This is a genomic window from Streptomyces sp. NPDC050610, assembly GCF_040654875.1.
Taxonomy (GTDB): Bacteria; Actinomycetota; Actinomycetes; order Streptomycetales; family Streptomycetaceae; genus Streptomyces.
Window position 1 is genome coordinate 231,371 of sequence record NZ_JBFAIV010000008.1, and the last position, 18,506, is coordinate 249,876.

Consider the following 18,506-nt stretch of genomic DNA (forward strand, 5'->3'; position numbering starts at 1 on the left):
CGTTGAGCGCCGAGGCTGAGCTGCCGACGGCAGGCTTTTCGGCAGCAGGGTTGCGACGGCAGGGTTTTCGGCGGATTGGCTGGTCAGAGGGGTCCGGCAGAGAAGCGGAACGACGCCGCTCAGAAGTTATCCACAGGCCCGCACGAGTGTCGGGGCCCGGCGGTACTGTCGTGCCATGTCCCAGCAAGCGGTGCTCGAAGCGGTATTGGAACGGATCACCTACGCCAACGAGGAGAACGGTTACACGGTCGCCCGTGTGGACACCGGCCGCGGTGGCGGCGACCTCCTCACGGTGGTCGGCTCGCTGCTCGGCGCGCAGCCGGGGGAGTCGCTGCGGATGGAGGGCCGGTGGGGCTCCCACCCGCAGTTCGGCCGCCAGTTCACGGTCGAGAATTACACGACAGTGCTTCCCGCCACCATTCAGGGCATCCGCCGCTATCTGGGCTCCGGTCTGATCAAGGGCATCGGGCCGAGGATCGCCGACCGGATCACGGAACACTTCGGCACGGACACCCTCGATGTCATCGAGCAGGAGCCGGGACGCCTCGTCGAGGTGCCCGGACTCGGTCCGAAGCGCACGAAGATGATCGCGGCGGCCTGGGAGGAGCAGAAGGCCATCAAGGAGGTCATGGTCTTCCTCCAGGGGGTCGGCGTCTCCACCTCCATCGCGGTGCGCATCTACAAGAAATATGGGGACGCCTCCATCTCTGTCGTGCGCAACGAGCCGTATCGGCTCGCGGCCGATGTGTGGGGCATCGGCTTCCTGACCGCCGACCGGATCGCCCAGTCCGTCGGCATCCCGCACGACAGCCCCGAGCGGGTCAAGGCCGGTCTCCAGTACGCCCTTTCGCAGTCCACCGATCAAGGGCACTGCTATCTCCCGGAGGAGCGGCTGATCGCCGACGCGGTCAAGCTGCTCCAGGTCGACACCGGTCTGGTCATCGACTGCCTCGGTGAACTGGCGGCCGACGAGGAGGGGGTGGTCCGTGAGAGCGTGCCCGGGCCCGACGGGCAGCCTGTCACCGCGGTCTACCTCGTCCCCTTCCACCGGGCCGAGCTGTCCCTGGCTGCTCAACTGCGGCGGCTGCTGCGGGCGGAGGAGGACCGGCTGCCCGTCTTTCGCGCCGTCGAGTGGGACAAGGCGCTGGCCTGGCTCGCGGACCGTACGGGGGCCGAGCTGGCCCCCGAGCAGCGGGAGGCCGTGCGGCTCGCGCTCACGGAGAAGGTCGCGGTGCTGACCGGCGGTCCGGGCTGCGGCAAGTCCTTCACCGTGCGGTCGGTGGTGGAGCTGGCCCGCGCCAAGAAGGCCAAGGTGGTGCTGGCCGCGCCGACCGGCCGGGCCGCCAAGCGGCTCTCGGAGCTGACGGGGGCAGAGGCCGGCACGGTGCACCGGCTGCTGGAGCTGAAGCCCGGCGGCGACGCCGCGTACGACAAGGACCGGCCGCTGGATGCCGACCTGGTGGTGGTCGACGAGGCGTCGATGCTCGACCTTCTCCTCGCCAACAAGTTGATCAAGGCGGTCGCGCCGGGCGCGCATCTGCTGCTCGTCGGGGATGTGGACCAGCTTCCGTCGGTCGGCGCGGGGGAGGTGCTGCGGGATCTGCTCGCGGAGGGCGGGCCGGTGCCGGCCGTCCGGCTGAAGCGGATCTTCCGGCAGGCGCAGCAGTCCGGCGTGGTGACCAACGCGCACCGCATCAACTCCGGTACGCCGCCCATCACTCAGGGGCTGGCGGACTTCTTCCTCTTCGCCGAGGACGACACCGAGGAGGCGGGGCGGCTGACCGTGGACGTGGCGGCGCGGCGCATCCCTGCCAAGTTCGGCCTCGACCCGCGCCGGGATGTGCAGGTGCTGGCGCCCATGCACCGGGGCCCGGCCGGTGCGGGGACGCTCAACGGGCTGCTTCAGCAGGCGATCACGCCGGCTCGGCCGGATGTGCCGGAGCGGCGGTTCGGCGGCCGGGTCTTCCGGGTCGGCGACAAGGTCACCCAGATCCGCAACAACTACGAGAAGGGGGAGAACGGCGTCTTCAACGGCACCGTGGGCGTCGTCACCGGGCTGAACGTCGAGGAACAGCGGCTGACCGTGCGCACGGACGAGGACGAGGAGGTGCCGTACGACTTCGATGAGCTGGACGAGCTGGCGCACGCGTACGCGGTGACGATCCACCGCTCACAGGGCAGTGAGTACCCGGCGGTGGTGATCCCCGTCACCACTGGGGCGTGGATGATGCTCCAGCGCAATCTGCTCTATACAGCCGTTACCCGGGCGAAGCGGCTCGTGGTGCTGGTGGGATCCAGAAAAGCGCTGGGGCAAGCGGTGCGAACGGTCTCCGCGGGTAAGCGGTGCACCGCGCTGGATCACCGGTTGAGCGGTGGCATACGCAATGCATAAATATTCAACAAGCTCCTGGGTGCCCCCAGGTTTCCCCAAGTGGGGCGAAGGGGGCAGTATGGGCAGGCTAGGCGGCACTGAGTGCCGCGTATAGGCCCTTTGGCCGACCCCGAGTGCACGTGCATGGTCCAAATGGGGGAAGGTAGAGGGAGTCAGGGCACCTCGAAGAAGAGGCACAACGTCGGTGAGGGATGACGTGAGCGACAACTCTGTAGTACTGCGGTACGGGGACGGCGAATACACCTACCCGGTGGTCGACAGCACCGTCGGCGATCAGGGCTTCGATATCGGCAAGCTTCGCGCCCAGACCGGTCTGGTGACCCTGGACAGCGGTTACGGCAACACCGCCGCGTACAAATCCGCGATCACCTACCTCGACGGCGAGCAGGGCATCCTGCGCTACCGCGGCTACCCGATCGAGCAGCTGGCGGAGCACAGCACGTTCCTGGAGACGGCGTTCCTGCTGATCAACGGTGAGCTGCCGACCGTCGACGAGCTGTCGACGTTCAAGGGCGAGATCACCCAGCACACGCTGCTGCACGAGGACGTGAAGCGGTTCTACGACGGCTTCCCGCGTGACGCGCACCCGATGGCGATGCTGTCGTCCGTGGTCAGCGCGCTGTCCACGTTCTACCAGGACAGCCACAACCCGTTCGACGAGAAGCAGCGCCACCTCTCCACGATCCGGCTGCTGGCCAAGCTGCCGACGATCGCGGCGTACGCGTTCAAGAAGTCGATGGGCCAGCCCGTCGTCTACCCGCGCAACGACCTCGGCTACGTCGAGAACTTCCTGCGCATGACCTTCTCGGTGCCCGCCGCCGACTACGACCTGGACCCGGTCGTGGCCAGCGCGCTGGACAAGCTGCTGATCCTGCACGCCGACCACGAGCAGAACTGCTCCACCTCGACCGTGCGGCTCGTCGGCTCCTCGCAGGCCAACCTGTTCGCCTCCATCTCGGCGGGCATCAACGCGCTGTGGGGCCCGCTGCACGGCGGCGCCAACCAGTCGGTGCTGGAGATGCTGGAAGGCATCCAGCAGTCCGGCGGCGACGTCGACACCTTCATCCGCAAGGTGAAGAACAAGGAAGACGGCGTGAAGCTCATGGGCTTCGGGCACCGCGTCTACAAGAACTTCGACCCCCGGGCGAAGATCATCAAGGCCGCGGCGCACGACGTCCTCTCCGCCCTGGGCAAGGACGACGAGCTGCTCGACATCGCGCTCAAGCTCGAAGAGCACGCGCTCGCCGACGACTACTTCGTGGAGCGCAAGCTCTACCCGAACGTCGACTTCTACACCGGGCTCATCTACCGGGCCATGGGCTTCCCGACCGAGATGTTCACCGTGCTCTTCGCGCTCGGCCGGCTTCCCGGCTGGATCGCCCAGTGGCACGAGATGATCAAGGAGCCGGGGTCCCGCATCGGCCGCCCGCGCCAGATCTACACGGGCATCGTCGAGCGCGACTTCATTCCGGTGGAGCAGCGCTGACGACCGCGCTGCGCGCGAGTTCGACCACCGTTGCGACCAGCCGCTTCGACCGCCGCGCTGCGCGGCGGCTGAACTGGACGCTGCCGGCTGCGTACGGGCCGCGTGGGCCTGTCGCCGCCCGGTGTCGCGGTGGCGGCGTCGGAGCCGCGCGGCCGGAAGCCGCGCGGCGCGTCGCTCTACGCACGTAGAGACGTTGCTGGGCGCCGTTGTGCAAGAAACACCAGGAGCATAAGGAAAGCGCCCCGCTGCCGATCCCCCCACGGGTCGGAGCGGGGCGCTTCCCGTTTCCCGGTTCGGATTCCCCCCACGGGATCCGGCCGGGAGCCTGGACGCCGGTTCGCACCGGCGTACGCCTTGACGCGATCTGCCGGGACGCGTACATACGGGAGGGCCGCTCAAAGCTCCCCGGGCACGTCGCCCCGGCCACGCGTGGCCGGCATCGTCCCCCAAGACGATGCAGCACTGCCCGGTTAGACCAGCGACCCCCGCCAATGGTTACCCCCCGATCGTTGTGATCTGCGTCTCTTGCCATAAGGGGCGTACGAGGGCAAGAGCCTCGATCTGAAGATCGAGGCTCTCGGGTGTGGGTGTTGTGTCACTTATGTGGATTAGGTGAAGGAACGGAGTATCAGGCTGTTTGTCACCACGAAGACCGAGGAGAAGGCCATCGCGGCCCCCGCGATCATCGGGTTGAGCAGTCCGGCCGCCGCGAGCGGCAGCGCCGCCACGTTGTAGCCGAAGGCCCAGAAGAGGTTGCCCTTGATGGTGGCCAGGGTCCGGCGGGAGAGCCGGATCGCGTCGGCCGCCACCCGCAGATCGCCGCGTACGAGCGTCAGGTCGCCCGCCTCGATCGCCGCGTCCGTCCCCGTGCCCATGGCGAGCCCGAGGTCGGCGGTGGCCAGGGCCGCCGCGTCGTTGACGCCGTCGCCGACCATCGCGACCGTACGGCCCTCGCTCTGGAGCCGCTTGACCACGTCCACCTTGTCCTGCGGCAGCACCTCCGCGAAGATCTGGTCGGCCGGGGAGTCCATGCCGATCTCACGGGCCACCGACTCGGCCACGGCCTTGTTGTCGCCGGTCAGCAGCACCGGGGAGAGCCCCAGCGCCCGCAGCCGGGTGATCGCCTCGGCGCTGGACTCCTTGACGGTGTCGGCCACCGCGAGGACTCCCCGTGCCGCGCCATCCCAGGCCACGGCCACCGCCGTGCGCCCCTCGGCCTCCGCCGCGGCCTTGGCCGAGGCCAGCTCGGCGGGCAGCTCGATCGACCAGTCGCTCAGCAGCTTCTCGCGCCCCACCAGTACCGCGTGGCCGTCGACCACGCCCTGGACGCCGAGCCCGGCCACGTTCTCGAAGTTCTCCGGCACGGGCAGTGGGCCCGCCTGGGTGATCGCGCCGTCCGCGATGGCCCGCGCGATGGGGTGCTCGGAGGCGTGCTCCAGGGCGCCGGCCAGCCGCAGCAGTTCCCGCTCGCTCACGCCCGGCGCGGCGAACACGTCGTGCAGCCCCATCCGGCCCGTCGTCACGGTGCCCGTCTTGTCCAGCACCACGGTGTCCACCCGGCGCGTGGACTCCAGCACCTCGGGGCCCTTGATGAGGATGCCGAGCTGCGCGCCCCGGCCCGTACCGACCATCAGGGCGGTCGGCGTCGCGAGCCCCAGGGCGCACGGGCAGGCGATGATCAGTACCGCCACGGCGGCCGTGAACGCGGCGGTCGCGTCGCCCGTCGCCAGCAGCCAGCCGGCCAGCGTGCCCAGCGCGATCACCAGGACGATGGGGACGAAGACGCCGGAGATGCGGTCCGCGAGGCGCTGCACCTGGGCCTTGCCGTTCTGCGCGTCCTCCACCAGCCGCGCCATCCGCGCCAGCTGGGTGTCCGAGCCGATGCGCGTCGCTTCGACGACGAGTCGGCCGGAGGTGTTCACGGTCGCGCCGGTCACGGCGTCGCCGACGCCCACGTCCACCGGCACCGACTCACCCGTCAGCATCGACGCGTCGACCGCCGAACCGCCCTCGACGACCGTGCCGTCGGTGGCGACCGTCTCCCCGGGCCGTACGACGAAGCGGTCGCCGACCGCGAGGCGGGAGACCGGTACGCGCTCCTCGCGCCCGTTCCGCAGCACCGCCACGTCCCGCGCGCCCAGCTCCAGCAGGGCACGCAGTGCCGCGCCCGCCTTCCGCTTGGACTTCGCCTCCAGATAGCGGCCGATGAGGATGAACGTGGTCACCCCGGCCGCGGCCTCCAGGTAGATGGACGAGGAACCGCTGGTGCGGGAGACGGTGAGGTCGAAGCCGTGCCGCATCCCCGCCATCCCCGCGTCACCGAAGAACAGCGCCCACAGCGACCAGCCGAGGGCCGCGAGGGTGCCGATGGAGACGAGGGTGTCCATGGTGGCCGCGCCGTGCCGGGCGTTGGTCCAGGCGGCCCGGTGGAAGGGGAGCGCGCCCCAGACCACGACGGGGGCCGCCAGCGTCAGGGAGAGCCACTGCCAGTTGTCGAACTGGAGGGCCGGGACCATGGCCAGCAGCACGACGGGCACGGAGAGGGTGAGCGAGACGAGCAGCCGCTGCCGCAGCGCGGCCGTTTCGTCGTCGGCCTTGCCGCCTCCCTTACCCCTCTTGTTCCCCTTGTCTCTGTCGGTCCCGCCCTGTCCTGCGGCCGATCGGTCCGACGCGGATTCGGCGGACTCGGCCTCGGCTTCGTTCTCGGGCCGCCGGTTCTCGGCTTCGCTCCTGGGTTCGGCGGTGTAGCCCGTCTTCTCCACGGTGGCGACGAGATCGCCGACCTCGACGCCGTCGTCGTAGGCGACGCGCGCCTTCTCGGTGGCGAAGTTGACGGTGGCGGCGACGCCGTCCATCCGGTTGAGCTTCTTTTCGACGCGCGCGGCGCAGGACGCGCAGGTCATGCCGCCGATCGAGAGTTCGACCCGGTTGCTGTGCGCCACCGTGGCTTCGGGGGCCGTGCTGGTCATGACGGTTCTCCTGGGAGGAGGGCCGGGCCGTGCGGCGGCAGTATCAGCTGAGCGGTACGGCCCGGCGGGGGAGGGTGCCTCGGGGCGGACGGTCAGACCTGGCCCACGAGTTCGTAGCCGGCCTCGTCGACGGCGGCGCGGACGGTCGCCTCGTCGAGCGGGGCGGCGGAGACCACGGTGACCAGGCCGGTGGCGGCGGAGGCCTCGACGGAGGCGACGCCGTCGAGGGCGGAGAGCTCCTCGCGCACCGCGCCCTCGCAGTGGCCGCAGGTCATTCCGGTCACCTTGTAGACGGTGGTGGCGGTGTTCGTCTCGGCGGTCATGGTCTCTCCTCAGCTCGTTCGGGCGGTCACTCCAGGCGCGCCCATCGCTTCCTGACTAGGTCAACACTATACCCCCTAGGGGTATTCCGCACGGGGGGAGACGTAGGGAAGCGGCGGGTGCGGCGGGAGTGACCGCCCCGGCGGTCGGGGCGGTGACTGCCTCGGCGACCGGCTCGGTGACTGCCCCGGTGATCGCGAAAGCCCCGCGCCGCGCGGAAGGGCGCGGTACGGGGCCGGGGGCGGGTTACGGGCTGGTCGGGCTGGCTGACCTGGTCGGACTGGACGGGCGGGGGGCTGGTCGGGCCGATCGGCCGGTGGCGGGTCTGGTCACTTCTTCGAGTCGCGGCGGGAACGGTTGCCCGGGCGGCGGGCCACCCAGGTGCGGATGGTGTCGGCGAACCAGAACGGCTTGCCGCCCTCCACTTGGTCGGGCGGCGGCAGCAGTCCGTGCTTCCGGTAGGACCGTACGGTGTCCGTCTGCACGCCGATGTGTGCGGCGATCTCCTTGTACGACCAAAGCCTCCGGTCGGTCATCTTCGCGCCTCTCCGCGGTGCCACAGCCACGGATGGGGGTCCGTCGGGGGAGCTGCGGCGCGGCCGCTCTTGATCACTCAGCCTGTGCCCAATGAGCGACGCTGAGTAATGAGCGAAGGGGTCCTGTTGACGGCCTGTGACGGAAGGGCCGCGTATGCGTGACGGCTGTGACCGGGGCGAGACAGCTGTGACGAATCGGACGTTGATGCACGAGGCGTGCGGGATGCCTTCCGGCTCGTCCATGAGCCCGCGCCCCCCGAGCCCGAGCCCGCCCCTGCCCCTGGGGCCGCGACTGCCCCCTGAGCCCGCGCCCCGGCCGTCACAGGCCCCCCTGGTCCGTCACCTCCGCCGTGAGTTCCGCCATCGCCACCGCGCGCCCCGTACGCCGGGAGCGCTCGCACGCCTCGGCGATCAGCAGCGCGTGCAGCGCCTCCCGGCCGGGGCACGGGTTCGGGGCTTCGCCGGCGGCCGCCCGTACGAAGGCCGCCAGCTCCGCCCGGTACGCGGCCCCGAACCGTTCCAGGAAGCCGCCCCAGGGGCGCTCCGGCGCCGCGGGCCCGCCCGGTTCGGCGGAGGCGAAGGGCGTACGGGCGTCCAGGCCGACCACCAGTTGGCCGCGCTCGCCCGCCAGTTCCGTCCGCACGTCGTAGCCCGCGCCGTTGTAGCGGGTGGCGGTCGCCGTGACGAGCGTGCCGTCGTCCAGGGTGAGCAGCGCGGCGGCCGTGTCCACATCGTCCGCGGCGCGGAAGAACTCCGCGCCGTTCGCCGAGCCCCGCGCGAAGACCTCTACCACCTCACGCCCCGTCAGCCAGCGCACGGCGTCGAAGTCGTGCACCAGGCAGTCCCGGATCAGCCCGCCGGACAGCGGCAGGAACTCCGCCGGCGGCGGCGCGGCGTCCGAGGTGACGGCCCGGATGGTGTGCAGCCGGCCGAGCCGCCCGGACCGCACCGCCTCGCGCGCCGCCCGGTACCCGGCGTCGAAGCGGCGCTGAAAGCCCATCTGGAGCAGGGTGCCCGCCGCCTCGACCTCGCGCAGCGCCCGGAGCGTGTCCGGCAGATCGAGGGCGATGGGCTTCTCGCAGTAGGCGGGCAGCCCGGCGCGGGCCGCTCGGACGATCAGGCCGGCGTGCGCGGCGGTCGCGGTGGCGATCACCACGGCGTCCACACCGGCGGCGAAGACCGCGTCGACCGACGCGGCAGCCCGCACCCGCGCCCGCGCACGCCCGCCGATATGGGCCTCCGCGGCGATACGGTCCGCGAGAACGGCGGCGCGGCCCGCGTCGGCGTCGCCGATCAGCAGCTCGTCGACGCCGTCCGTACCGGCGAGGGCCGCGGCGTGGAAGGAGCCGATCCGGCCCGCGCCGAGAAAACCGATGCGCATGAGGGGAGCTCCTGACGTTCGTCGGTCTGACGGGCGGGGACGGTCAGCGGAGCGTCGGTGCTGACGCCCTGGTTACGGTGCGCCGGCGAAGGGCCTTCAGCGGTATGGCGCCGTCCGGTAAAGCGCCCTCAGCGGTACGGCACCGTCCGGCGAAGGGCCCTCAGCGGTACAGCGCCGGGCGTTCGACGAGGTCCACGGTCACCCGCTCGCCCGCCGTCGCCTGGGCCCGTACGGCCGCCTCGCAGACGGCGGCCGCCGCGTAGCCGTCCCAGCAGCTGGGGCCCTCGACCTCGCCGCGCCGGGTCGCGTCCGCCCAGCGCTGCACCTGCCGGTCGTACGCGTCCTCGAAGCGCTCGACGAAGCCGGGGGCGATCCCGGTGCCCCAGCGGCCGCCGGCGCTGGTGAACACGCCCTGCTCGTCGCCGATCCGGGCGGCGCCGCGCTCGCCGACCGCCTCGCAGGTCACCTGGTAGCCGAAGCCGCAGTTGACGAACAGTTCGGTGTCCACCAACCGGCCCGTCGCGGTCTCGAAGAGGATCAGCTGGGGGTCGTTCAGCCCCTCGGGGGCCTCGCCGCTGGCCGCCGGGCGCAGCACGCGGACGGCGGTGATCTCCTCGTCCAGCAGCCAGCGGGTGACGTCGATCTCGTGCACGGCGGAGTCGTGGATCGTCATCGCGTCGGTGAAGCCGGGCGGGGTGTCGGCGTTGCGGTGCTTGTTGTGCAGTATCAGGGTGCGGCCGAAGGCGCGTTCGTCGATGAGCCGCTTGAGTTTCAGGTAGTCGGCGTCGTAGCGGCGCATGAACCCGACCTGTACGCGCCGGTGGCCGAGCCGCGCCTCCGCCGCCAGGACGCGCAGCGCGGAGGCCGGGTCGGGGGTGAGCGGCTTCTCGCACAGTACGGGCAGGTCGCGCTCGAACGCGGCCAGCAGCGCCGCCTCGTGGGCCGGGCCGGGGGAGGCGATGAGGACGGCGTCCACGTCCGGGGCGGCCATGGCGGCGGCCGGGTCGGTGAAGGCCGTACAGCCCTCGATGCCGTCCGACGCGGCCTCGGCCCGGGCCCGGTCGATGTCGACGACGGCGGCGACGCGCGCGCCGCTGATGACGTCGTTGATCCGGCGCACATGGTCGGCGCCCATCCGGCCGGCGCCGATGACGGCCACGCCGAGCGTTCCCAGCAGAGTCATGTCTTCCTTCGGTTCGGTGTCATGCGGTGCGAACGGCGGCTGCCCCCGGCCTGTCGGTCACCGGCGGTTGCCCCCGGCCTGTCGGTCACGCCCCGCAGGAGCGCAGGAACCGCCTGGTGCGCTCGGCGATCGGCAGCGGCGCGTCCGGCGCGCACGGGTACATGTCCTGCTCGACGATGGCGAACAGGTCGACGCCGAGGCGCTGCGCCGCCGCGAGTACGGGCTCCAGCGCGGGTTCGCCGCGCGGCGGTTCGCACATGACGCCCCGCGCGACGGCCGGCCCGAACGGCGTCCCGTCCCTGACGACGTCGGCGAGGATCTCCGGGGCCACCTGCTTGAGGTGGAGGTAGCCGATCCGCTCGCCGTAGGTCTCGATGAGCTTGACGCTGTCGCCGCCGCAGTAGGCGTAGTGGCCGGTGTCCAGGCAGAGGTTCACCAGGTCCGGGTCGGTGGCGTCGAGGAACCGCTCGACGTGCGCCTCGGAGTCGATGTGCGTGTCGGCGTGCGGGTGGACGACGATGCCGAGCCCGTAGCGGTCGCGTACCTCGCGGCCCAGCCGCTCCATGCCGCTCGCGAGGTTCCGCCACTGCTCGGCGGTGAGTTCGCGGTCCTCGATGAGCTCGGCGGTCTTGTCGTCGCGCCAGAAGGAGGGGATGACGACGAGGTGCCGCGCGCCCATCGCCCGGGTCAGTCCGGCGACCTTCGCGACGTGCTCCCAGGTCGCGTCCCAGACGGCCGGGCCGCGGTGCAGGGAGGTGAAGACCGTGCCGGCCGAGACCCGTAGACCGCGCCGCCCGGTCTCCTCGCGGAGCCGGTCCGCCTCGTTGGGCAGATAGCCGTACGGGCCCAGCTCGATCCACTCGTAGCCGGCCCCGGCGACCTCGTCCAGGAAGCGCGGCCAGGGGACTTGCCGCTCGTCGTCGGGGAACCAGACCCCCCACGAGTCGGGGGCCGAACCGACCCGAATCCGGTCCAGGACGGCTGCTTCTGGGCGAGGTGCGGACATGGTGCGGCTCTCCTTTCACCGGTCGGCGGTGACCGGGAAGGCATAGGCGGGTCGCCGGTCAGCCTCTACGGCGGTCCGGCGGCTGTCAAGACTTCGTCCTGACATACGGACTTAAGGACTTTGTTGTTCGGGGGAGGGGGTGGAGGGCCTGCCGGAGGGTCTGCCGGAGGGTCTTCCGAAGAGCGTTCCCAAGGGTCGCCGAAGGAAGGTAAGGATGTAAGGACAAAGCGTTGACAGGGGGTGAATCCGCCGTTAGACCTGTGCCAGGCGAGAGCCCTGCCGAAGTGTGGGCCGTAGCCGTAGCCGTGTCGTAGTCGTAGCCGCAGCCATCGCCGTAGCCACCGCCGGAAGGTCGAGAACCACCGAGAAGCGCCAAGGACCGTCGAAGGCCGCCAAGAACCGCCCAAAGGCGCCAAGAACCGCCGAACGTCGCCAAGGACCGCGAGGAACAGGAACGCGAAGGGGCATCCATGACCGAGCCGTACGACCTGATCACGATGGGCCGCATCGGGGTCGACATCTACCCGCTCCAGACCGGCGTGCCGCTGTCGCGCGTGGAGACCTTCGGCAAGTTCCTCGGCGGCTCCGCCACCAACGTCGCCGTCGCCGCCGCCCGCCTCGGCCGCCGCTCCGCCGTCGTCAGCCGCACCGGCGCGGACCCCTTCGGCGACTACGTCCACCAGGCGCTGCGCGACTTCGGCGTGGACGACCGGTGGGTCACCCCCGTCGACCGCCTCCCCACCCCCGTCACCTTCTGCGAGATCTTCCCGCCCGACGACTTCCCGCTGTACTTCTACCGCTTCCCCAAGGCCCCCGACCTGGAGATCCGCCCCGACGAACTGGACCTGGACGCCATCCACGCCGCCCGCGTCTTCTGGATGACCGGCACCGGGCTGTGCGAGGAGCCCAGCCGCTCCGCCACCCTCGCCGCGCTCGAAGCCCGCGCCGCCGCCACGCACGCCCCCGCCCCCGGCCCCGGCCCCGGCTCCGGCCCCGGTCCCGCCCCCGGCCGGCACACCGTCTTCGACCTCGACTGGCGGCCCATGTTCTGGGGCGGCGAGGGAAGTGAGGGCGGCGCGCCCGCCGCACGCCCCTACTACGAGGCGGCGCTCGCCCACGCCACCGTCGCGGTCGGCAACCTCGACGAGGCCGAAGTCGCCACCGGCGTACGGGAACCGTGGGACTGCGCCCGCGCCCTGCTGGAGACCGGCGTCGAACTCGCCGTCATCAAGCAGGGCCCCAAGGGCGTCCTCGCCGTTCACCGCGACGGCCGCGCCGCCGAGGTGCCGCCCACCCCCGTCGACGTCGTCAACGGCCTCGGCGCGGGCGACTCCTTCGGCGGCGCCCTCTGCCACGGCCTGCTCAGCGGCTGGGAGTTGACGCCGGCGATGCGCTACGCCAACGCCGCCGGCGCCATCGTCGCCTCCCGGCTGGCCTGCTCCTCCGCCATGCCGACCGCCGCCGAGGTCGAAGCGTTCCTCGCCAGGAATGCCGGGCACGCCGGGCATGCCGGGCGCTGACCGGGCCCCGCCGCGCTCTCGCTCGCGGGAGAGGGGGCCAGTGCCCGTACGCGGTACGCCGGGTCCCCGCCCCAAGCCCGTACGGCCGTACGCCGGAGCCCGCCCCTCCCGAGCCCGTACGGGACCCCCAGCCCATACGCGCCCCCGCACGAGGAAGTGAGAACCCCCTTGACCACTCGCATCTCCGATATCGCGGCGACGCGGGCGCGCCGTCCCGAGGCCATCGCCGAGGCCGCCGCGGACCGCCCCCGCCGCCCGCTCGTCGGCGGCAGCGGCCGGTTGATGATCATCGCCGCCGATCATCCGGCCCGCGGAGCACTCGCCGTCGGCGACCGCAGACTCGCCATGGCCAACCGCGTCGACCTGCTGGAACGCATGTGCCTGGCGTTGTCGCGGCCCGGCGTCGACGGGGTCCTCGCCACCGCCGACATCCTGGAGGACCTGCTGCTCCTCGGGGCGCTCGACGGCAAGGTCGCCATGGGCTCCATGAACCGCGGCGGACTCGCGGGCGCCGCCTTCGAGATGGACGACCGGTTCACCGGCCACCGCCCCGAGGACCTCGCCCGGCTCCGCTTCGACGCGGGCAAGCTGCTGCTGCGCATCGACTACGAGGACCCCGGCTCGCTCTCCACCATGGAGGCCACCGCCCGCGTCATCGACGCCATGGCAGCGCTCCGACTGCCGGTCTTCGTCGAGCCGTTCATCTCCCGCCGCGTCGACGGCAAGGTCAGGAACGACCTCGGCGCGGAGGCCGTCACCACGTCCGTGGCCATCGCTGCCGGGCTCGGCGGCACCTCCGCGTACACCTGGCTCAAGCTCCCCGTCACCCGCGACCCCGAGGACATGGCCCAGGTCTGCGAGACCTCGACGCTGCCCGTCGTGCTGCTCGGCGGCGAGGTCGGCCCCACGCCCGAGAGCCAGGCCGGCGCGTACGAGAACTGGCGCAAGGCGCTGCGCCTGCCCACCGTCCAGGGGCTGGTCGTCGGCCGTTCGCTGCTCTACCCCGCGGACGGGGACGTGGCGGCGGCCGTGGACACCGCCGTCGGACTGCTCTAGAAACGCCCGGCCGACGCGGCCGACGCCCGCTGTATCCCGCCGCCCCCTCGCAGGAGACTTGACCGCATGACCGTCACCCGCACCTTCCACCTCCCGGCGGGAACCGCCGCCGACGGCCCGTACGCCCTCGACATCGACCCGGAGCGGGCCGGCTGGACCCACTCCAGCCTCCGCGTCCTCGACCTCCCGCCCGGCGGCTCGCACACCCTCGCCGCCGGCGATAGCGAATGGATCGTGCTGCCGCTGGCCGGGGCCTGCACTGTCGCCGCCGAGTCCCTGGCCTTCGAACTGCACGGCCGCGCCGACGTGTTCAGCGGCGTCAGCGACTTCGCGTACGTGCCGCGCGACGCCGAGGCGCGGATCACGAGCGAGCTCGGCGGCCGCTTCGCGCTGACCGGCGCGCGGTGCGAGCGGCGGCTGCCGTTCCGCTACGGGCCCGCCTTCGGAGTCCCCGTCGAGCTGCGCGGCGCCGGGAACTGTTCGCGCCAGGTCAACAACTTCGGCGCGGCGGACGTCTTCGACTGCGACCGGCTCATCGCCGTCGAGGTGCTCACCCCCGGCGGCAACTGGTCCTCCTACCCGCCGCACAAGCACGACGAGCACCGCCCCGGCGAGGAGTCCCAGTTGGAGGAGATCTACTACTTCGAGATCGCCGAGGCGCACGGCGCCCAAGGCGTCGGCTACCAGCGCGTGACCCCCTCGGGGCCGGGCCGCACCACCGACGTGCTCGCCGAGGTCAGGAGCGGCGACGCCGTCGTCATCCCGGACGGCTGGCACGGCCCGTCCATCGCGGCGCCCGGCCACACCCTGTACTACCTCAACGTCATGGCGGGCCCCGGCGAGGAGCGCGCCTGGCTGATCCGCGACCACCCCGAGCACGCGTGGCTCCGCGAGACCTGGGCCGGGCAGCCCATGGACCCCCGGCTGCCGCTGTACGACGCACCGTCCGCCTCATCCGTGCCGACTGCCCCCTCCGGAGCCGCCTGATGACCGAGTCCACGACCTCGACTTCGACCGTTGGCGCGACGCGCCGCCGCACCGTCGCGCAGGCCCTGGTGGAGTTCCTCGCCCACCAGTACACCGAGCGGGACGGGCGGCGCCGCCGTCTCGTCAACGCCTGCTGGGGCATCTTCGGCCACGGCAACGTCGCGGGCATCGGCCAGGCGCTCCTGGAGTCCCAGGGCGCGCTGCCCTACCTCCAGGGCCGCAACGAACAGGCCATGGTGCACGCCGCCGTCGGCTACGCCCGGCAGTGCGACCGGCTCTCCGCGCACGCCGTCACCACCTCCATCGGCCCCGGCGCCACCAACCTCACCACCGGCGCGGCGCTCGCCACCGTCAACCGCATCCCGGTGCTCCTGCTCCCCGGCGACGCCTTCGCCACCCGCCCCGCCGACCCCGTCCTCCAGCAGCTCGAAGTCCCCGGCGCGGGCGACGTGTCGGTCAACGACGTGCTGCGGCCCGTCTCCCGCTACTTCGACCGCGTGCACCGGCCCGAGGCGCTGATCCCCGCCGCGCTCCAGGCCATGCGGGTGCTCGCCGACCCCGTCGAGACCGGCGCGGTCACCCTCGCCCTGCCGCAGGACGTACAGGCCGAGGCGTACGACTGGCCCGAGGAGTTCTTCGCCGACCGGACCTGGTACGTGCCGCGCCCCGCCCCGGACGCCGGGGCGCTCGCCGAGGCCGCGCGCCTCGTACGGGCCTCCGAACGCCCCCTGATCGTCGCGGGCGGCGGCGTCCACCACAGCGAGGCCGAGGACGCGCTGCGCGCGCTCGCCGACGCCACCGGCATCCCCGTCGCCTCCACCCAGGCGGGCAAGGGCTCGCTGCGCCACGACCACCCGGCGGACGTCGGCGGCATCGGCCACACCGGCACGGCCGTCGCCGACGGACTCGCCCGCACCGCCGACCTGGTGATCGGCGTCGGCACCCGCTACACCGACTTCACCACCGCCTCCGCGACGCTCTTCGCCGCCCCCGGCGTCCGCTTCGCCAACCTCAACATCGCCTCCTTCGACGCCCACAAGCTCGCCGCCCACCCGGTGGTCGCCGATGCGCGGACCGGCCTTGAGGCGCTGACGGCGGCGCTGGCCGGGCACCGGGTGTCCGGTGCGTACGAGGCCGAGTACGCGGCGGGCAAGGCGCGGTGGGAGGCGCTGGTCGACCGCGCCTACGCCGCCCCCGACCCGGCCGTCCGGCCCTCCCAGAGCCAGGTCATCGGCGCGCTCGACGCCGTCGTCGGCGACGAGGACATCGTGATCAACGCGGCGGGCTCGCTCCCCGGCGACCTCCACAAGCTGTGGCGCGCCCGCTCCCGCCGCCAGTACCACCTCGAATACGGCTACTCCTGCATGGGGTACGAGATCCCGGCCGCCATCGGCGTCCGGCTCGCCGCCCCTGACCGGCCCGTGTGGGCGCTGGTCGGCGACGGCACGTACCTGATGATGCCCACCGAGATCGTCACGGCCGTCCAGGAGGGCATCGCGATCAAGGTGGTGCTGATCCAGAACCACGGCTACGCCTCCATCGGCGGCCTCTCCGAGAGCGTCGGCGGCGAGCGCTTCGGCACCGCCTACCGCTTCCGGGCCGCCGACGGCACGTACACCGGGGCGCCGCTGCCCGTCGACCTCGCCGCCAACGCGGCCTCGCTGGGCATGGACGTCATCCGGGCCCGTTCCGTGGAAGAACTGCGTGAGGCTCTTACGATCGCGCGCGCCGCGAAACACCCCACTTGTGTCTATGTGGAGACCGAAACGGCCGACACTGTGCCGGGCGCGCCCGAAGCGCAGGCGTGGTGGGATGTGCCCGTTGCCGAGACCGCGACCCGACCGGCGGCGGTGCAGGCCCGTGAGGAGTACGACCGGCGGGCGGCCGCCCGCCGTCGACCGTTGTGATCCGCCCCCGTAGGAAAGGTTCCGCACCATGAAGACCGTCAACCACTGGATCGGCGGCAAGCCCGTCGAGGGCGCGTCAGGCAACTACGGCCCGGTCTACAACCCGGCGACCGGCGCGCAGGGCACGCAGGTCGCGCTCGCCTCCGCCGACGAGGTCGACGCCGCCGTCGCGGCCGCCAAGGAGGCGTACCGGACCTGGGGCACCAGCTCGCTCGCCGCGCGCACCGCCGTCCTCTTCAAGTTCCGCGAGTTGGTCGCCGCCCACCGCGACGAGATCGCCGAGCTGATCACCGCCGAGCACGGCAAGGTGCACGCGGACGCGCTCGGCGAGGTCGCCCGCGGCCTGGAGGTCATCGAGCTGGCCTGCGCGCTGCCGCTCCAGCTCAAGGGCGAGCTGTCCACGCAGGTCTCCACCCGCGTGGACGTCGCGGCCATCCGCCAGTCGCTGGGCGTCGTGGCGGGCATCACGCCGTTCAACTTCCCGTCCATGGTGCCGATGTGGATGTTCCCCATCGCCATCGCCTGCGGCAACACCTTCGTGCTCAAGCCGAGCGAGAAGGTGCCCTCCTCCGCGTACAAGCTCGGCGAACTGGCCGCCGAGGCCGGGCTCCCGGACGGCGTGCTGAACATCGTCAACGGCGACAAGGTCGCCGTCGACCGGCTGCTGGAGCACCCCGACATCGCCGCCGTCAGCTTCGTCGGCTCCACCCCCATCGCCCGCCACATCCACACCACGGCCACCGCCAACGGCAAGCGCGTCCAGGCGCTCGGCGGCGCGAAGAACCACATGCTGGTACTCCCCGACGCCGACCTCGAACTGGCCGCGGACGCCGCGATCAACGCCGCCTACGGCTCGGCCGGCGAGCGCTGCATGGCCGTCTCCGTCGTCGTCGCGGTCGGCGACACCGGCGACCCGCTGATCGAGAAGATCACCGCACGCGCCGCCGAACTGACCATCGGCCCCGGCGACGACCCCGCCTCCGAGATGGGCCCGCTGATCACCAAGGCCCACCGCGACAAGGTCGCCTCCTACGTCACGGGCGCCGCCGCCCAAGGCGCCGAGGTCGTCCTCGACGGCACCGGCTTCACCGTCAAGGGCTACGAGGACGGCCACTGGATCGGGGTCTCCCTGCTCGACAAGGTCACCGCGGAGATGGACGCCTACCGCGACGAGATCTTCGGCCCCGTGCTGTGCGTGGTCCGCACGGACACGTACGAGGAGGCCATCGAGCTGATCAACTCCTCCCGCTGGGGCAACGGCACCGCCATCTTCACCCGCGACGGCGGCGCGGCCCGGCGCTTCCAGCTGGAGGTCGAGGCGGGCATGGTCGGCGTCAACGTGCCGATCCCGGTGCCGGTGGGCTACCACTCCTTCGGCGGATGGAAGGAGTCGCTCTTCGGCGACCACCACATCTACGGCAACGACGGCGTGCACTTCTACACCCGCGGCAAGGTCGTCACCACCCGCTGGCCGGACCCCGCCGACGGCGGCATCAACCTGGGCTTCCCCAGCAACCACTGATCCGGTGCCCCACTGACGCACTGACGCACTGACGCACTGACGCACTGACGCACAGACTCACTGCCTCACTGCCCCACTGACCCGGGCGACCACCCGCGCCCGGCCCGAGGCCCCCGTCGGACGTCGCCGACGGGGGCCTCGTTCCGTCCGGTGCCGTGCCCCTGCGGCTCGTTCGGCCGCTGGGGTTCGCCCGGCCCGCCCTCCGTCCTGCGCGTGTCCCGGCGCTCGCCGGGCCCGGCG

The 18,506-nt window shown here is 72.0% G+C and carries 13 protein-coding genes; 7 read left to right on the forward strand and 6 right to left on the reverse strand.

Translation table 11 applies throughout. The annotated features are described in order from the left end of the window. Positions 1–175 precede the first annotated feature (175 nt). Both AB0I22_RS13270 and AB0I22_RS13275 read left to right on the forward strand, forming a co-directional pair. Positions 176–2,392, forward strand: a complete 2,217-nt coding sequence (locus tag AB0I22_RS13270) for an ATP-dependent RecD-like DNA helicase (RefSeq protein ID WP_363130838.1) — start codon at positions 176–178, stop codon at positions 2,390–2,392. A 196-nt stretch (positions 2,393–2,588) separates the two neighbouring features. After that, positions 2,589–3,878, forward strand: coding sequence for a citrate synthase (locus AB0I22_RS13275; protein ID WP_363130839.1), 1,290 nt, complete (start codon positions 2,589–2,591; stop codon positions 3,876–3,878). 608 nt (positions 3,879–4,486) lie between these two features. On the opposite strand, the gene AB0I22_RS13280 is transcribed toward AB0I22_RS13275, so the two are convergent. The 6 genes from AB0I22_RS13280 to AB0I22_RS13305 form a co-directional block, all read right to left on the reverse strand. Then, complete coding sequence (locus AB0I22_RS13280; protein WP_363130840.1) at positions 4,487–6,847, reverse strand: heavy metal translocating P-type ATPase; 2,361 nt, start codon at positions 6,845–6,847, stop codon at positions 4,487–4,489. Positions 6,848–6,939: 92 nt separating this feature from the next. Beyond that, the gene (locus AB0I22_RS13285; protein ID WP_363130841.1) at positions 6,940–7,170 is read right to left on the reverse strand and encodes a heavy-metal-associated domain-containing protein; all 231 of its coding nucleotides are present in this window, start codon (positions 7,168–7,170) and stop codon (positions 6,940–6,942) included. Between the two features lie 327 nt (positions 7,171–7,497). Next, positions 7,498–7,704: a MerR family transcriptional regulator gene (locus tag AB0I22_RS13290; RefSeq protein ID WP_363130842.1), complete on the reverse strand. Its 207-nt coding sequence runs from the start codon at positions 7,702–7,704 to the stop codon at positions 7,498–7,500. Between the two features lie 319 nt (positions 7,705–8,023). After that, positions 8,024–9,085, reverse strand: coding sequence for a Gfo/Idh/MocA family oxidoreductase (locus tag AB0I22_RS13295; RefSeq protein ID WP_363130843.1), 1,062 nt, complete (start codon positions 9,083–9,085; stop codon positions 8,024–8,026). A 160-nt stretch (positions 9,086–9,245) separates the two neighbouring features. Next, positions 9,246–10,268, reverse strand: a complete 1,023-nt coding sequence (locus tag AB0I22_RS13300; RefSeq protein WP_363130844.1) for a Gfo/Idh/MocA family oxidoreductase — start codon at positions 10,266–10,268, stop codon at positions 9,246–9,248. An 85-nt stretch (positions 10,269–10,353) separates the two neighbouring features. Continuing rightward, positions 10,354–11,274, reverse strand: a complete 921-nt coding sequence (locus AB0I22_RS13305) for a sugar phosphate isomerase/epimerase (RefSeq protein WP_363130845.1) — start codon at positions 11,272–11,274, stop codon at positions 10,354–10,356. A 470-nt stretch (positions 11,275–11,744) separates the two neighbouring features. On the opposite strand from AB0I22_RS13305, the gene AB0I22_RS13310 reads away from it, so the two are divergent. The 5 genes from AB0I22_RS13310 (at position 11,745) to AB0I22_RS13330 (ending at position 18,266) form a co-directional block, all read left to right on the forward strand. Then, on the forward strand, positions 11,745–12,794 hold the full coding sequence (locus AB0I22_RS13310) for a 5-dehydro-2-deoxygluconokinase (protein ID WP_363130846.1): 1,050 nt from the start codon (positions 11,745–11,747) through the stop codon (positions 12,792–12,794). A 168-nt stretch (positions 12,795–12,962) separates the two neighbouring features. Beyond that, entirely contained in the window at positions 12,963–13,850 is an 888-nt protein-coding gene (locus AB0I22_RS13315) for a deoxyribose-phosphate aldolase (protein WP_363130847.1), read from the forward strand. A 66-nt stretch (positions 13,851–13,916) separates the two neighbouring features. Next, positions 13,917–14,837, forward strand: coding sequence for a 5-deoxy-glucuronate isomerase (gene iolB, locus AB0I22_RS13320; protein WP_363130848.1), 921 nt, complete (start codon positions 13,917–13,919; stop codon positions 14,835–14,837). Beyond that, a complete protein-coding gene (gene iolD, locus AB0I22_RS13325; protein WP_363130849.1) occupies positions 14,837–16,744 on the forward strand; it encodes a 3D-(3,5/4)-trihydroxycyclohexane-1,2-dione acylhydrolase (decyclizing) in 1,908 nt (635 codons plus the stop codon). The genes iolB and iolD overlap by 1 nt, the downstream gene beginning before the upstream one ends. 28 nt (positions 16,745–16,772) lie before the next feature. After that, positions 16,773–18,266, forward strand: coding sequence for a CoA-acylating methylmalonate-semialdehyde dehydrogenase (locus AB0I22_RS13330; protein ID WP_363130850.1), 1,494 nt, complete (start codon positions 16,773–16,775; stop codon positions 18,264–18,266). The last annotated feature ends 240 nt before the right edge of the window (positions 18,267–18,506 follow it).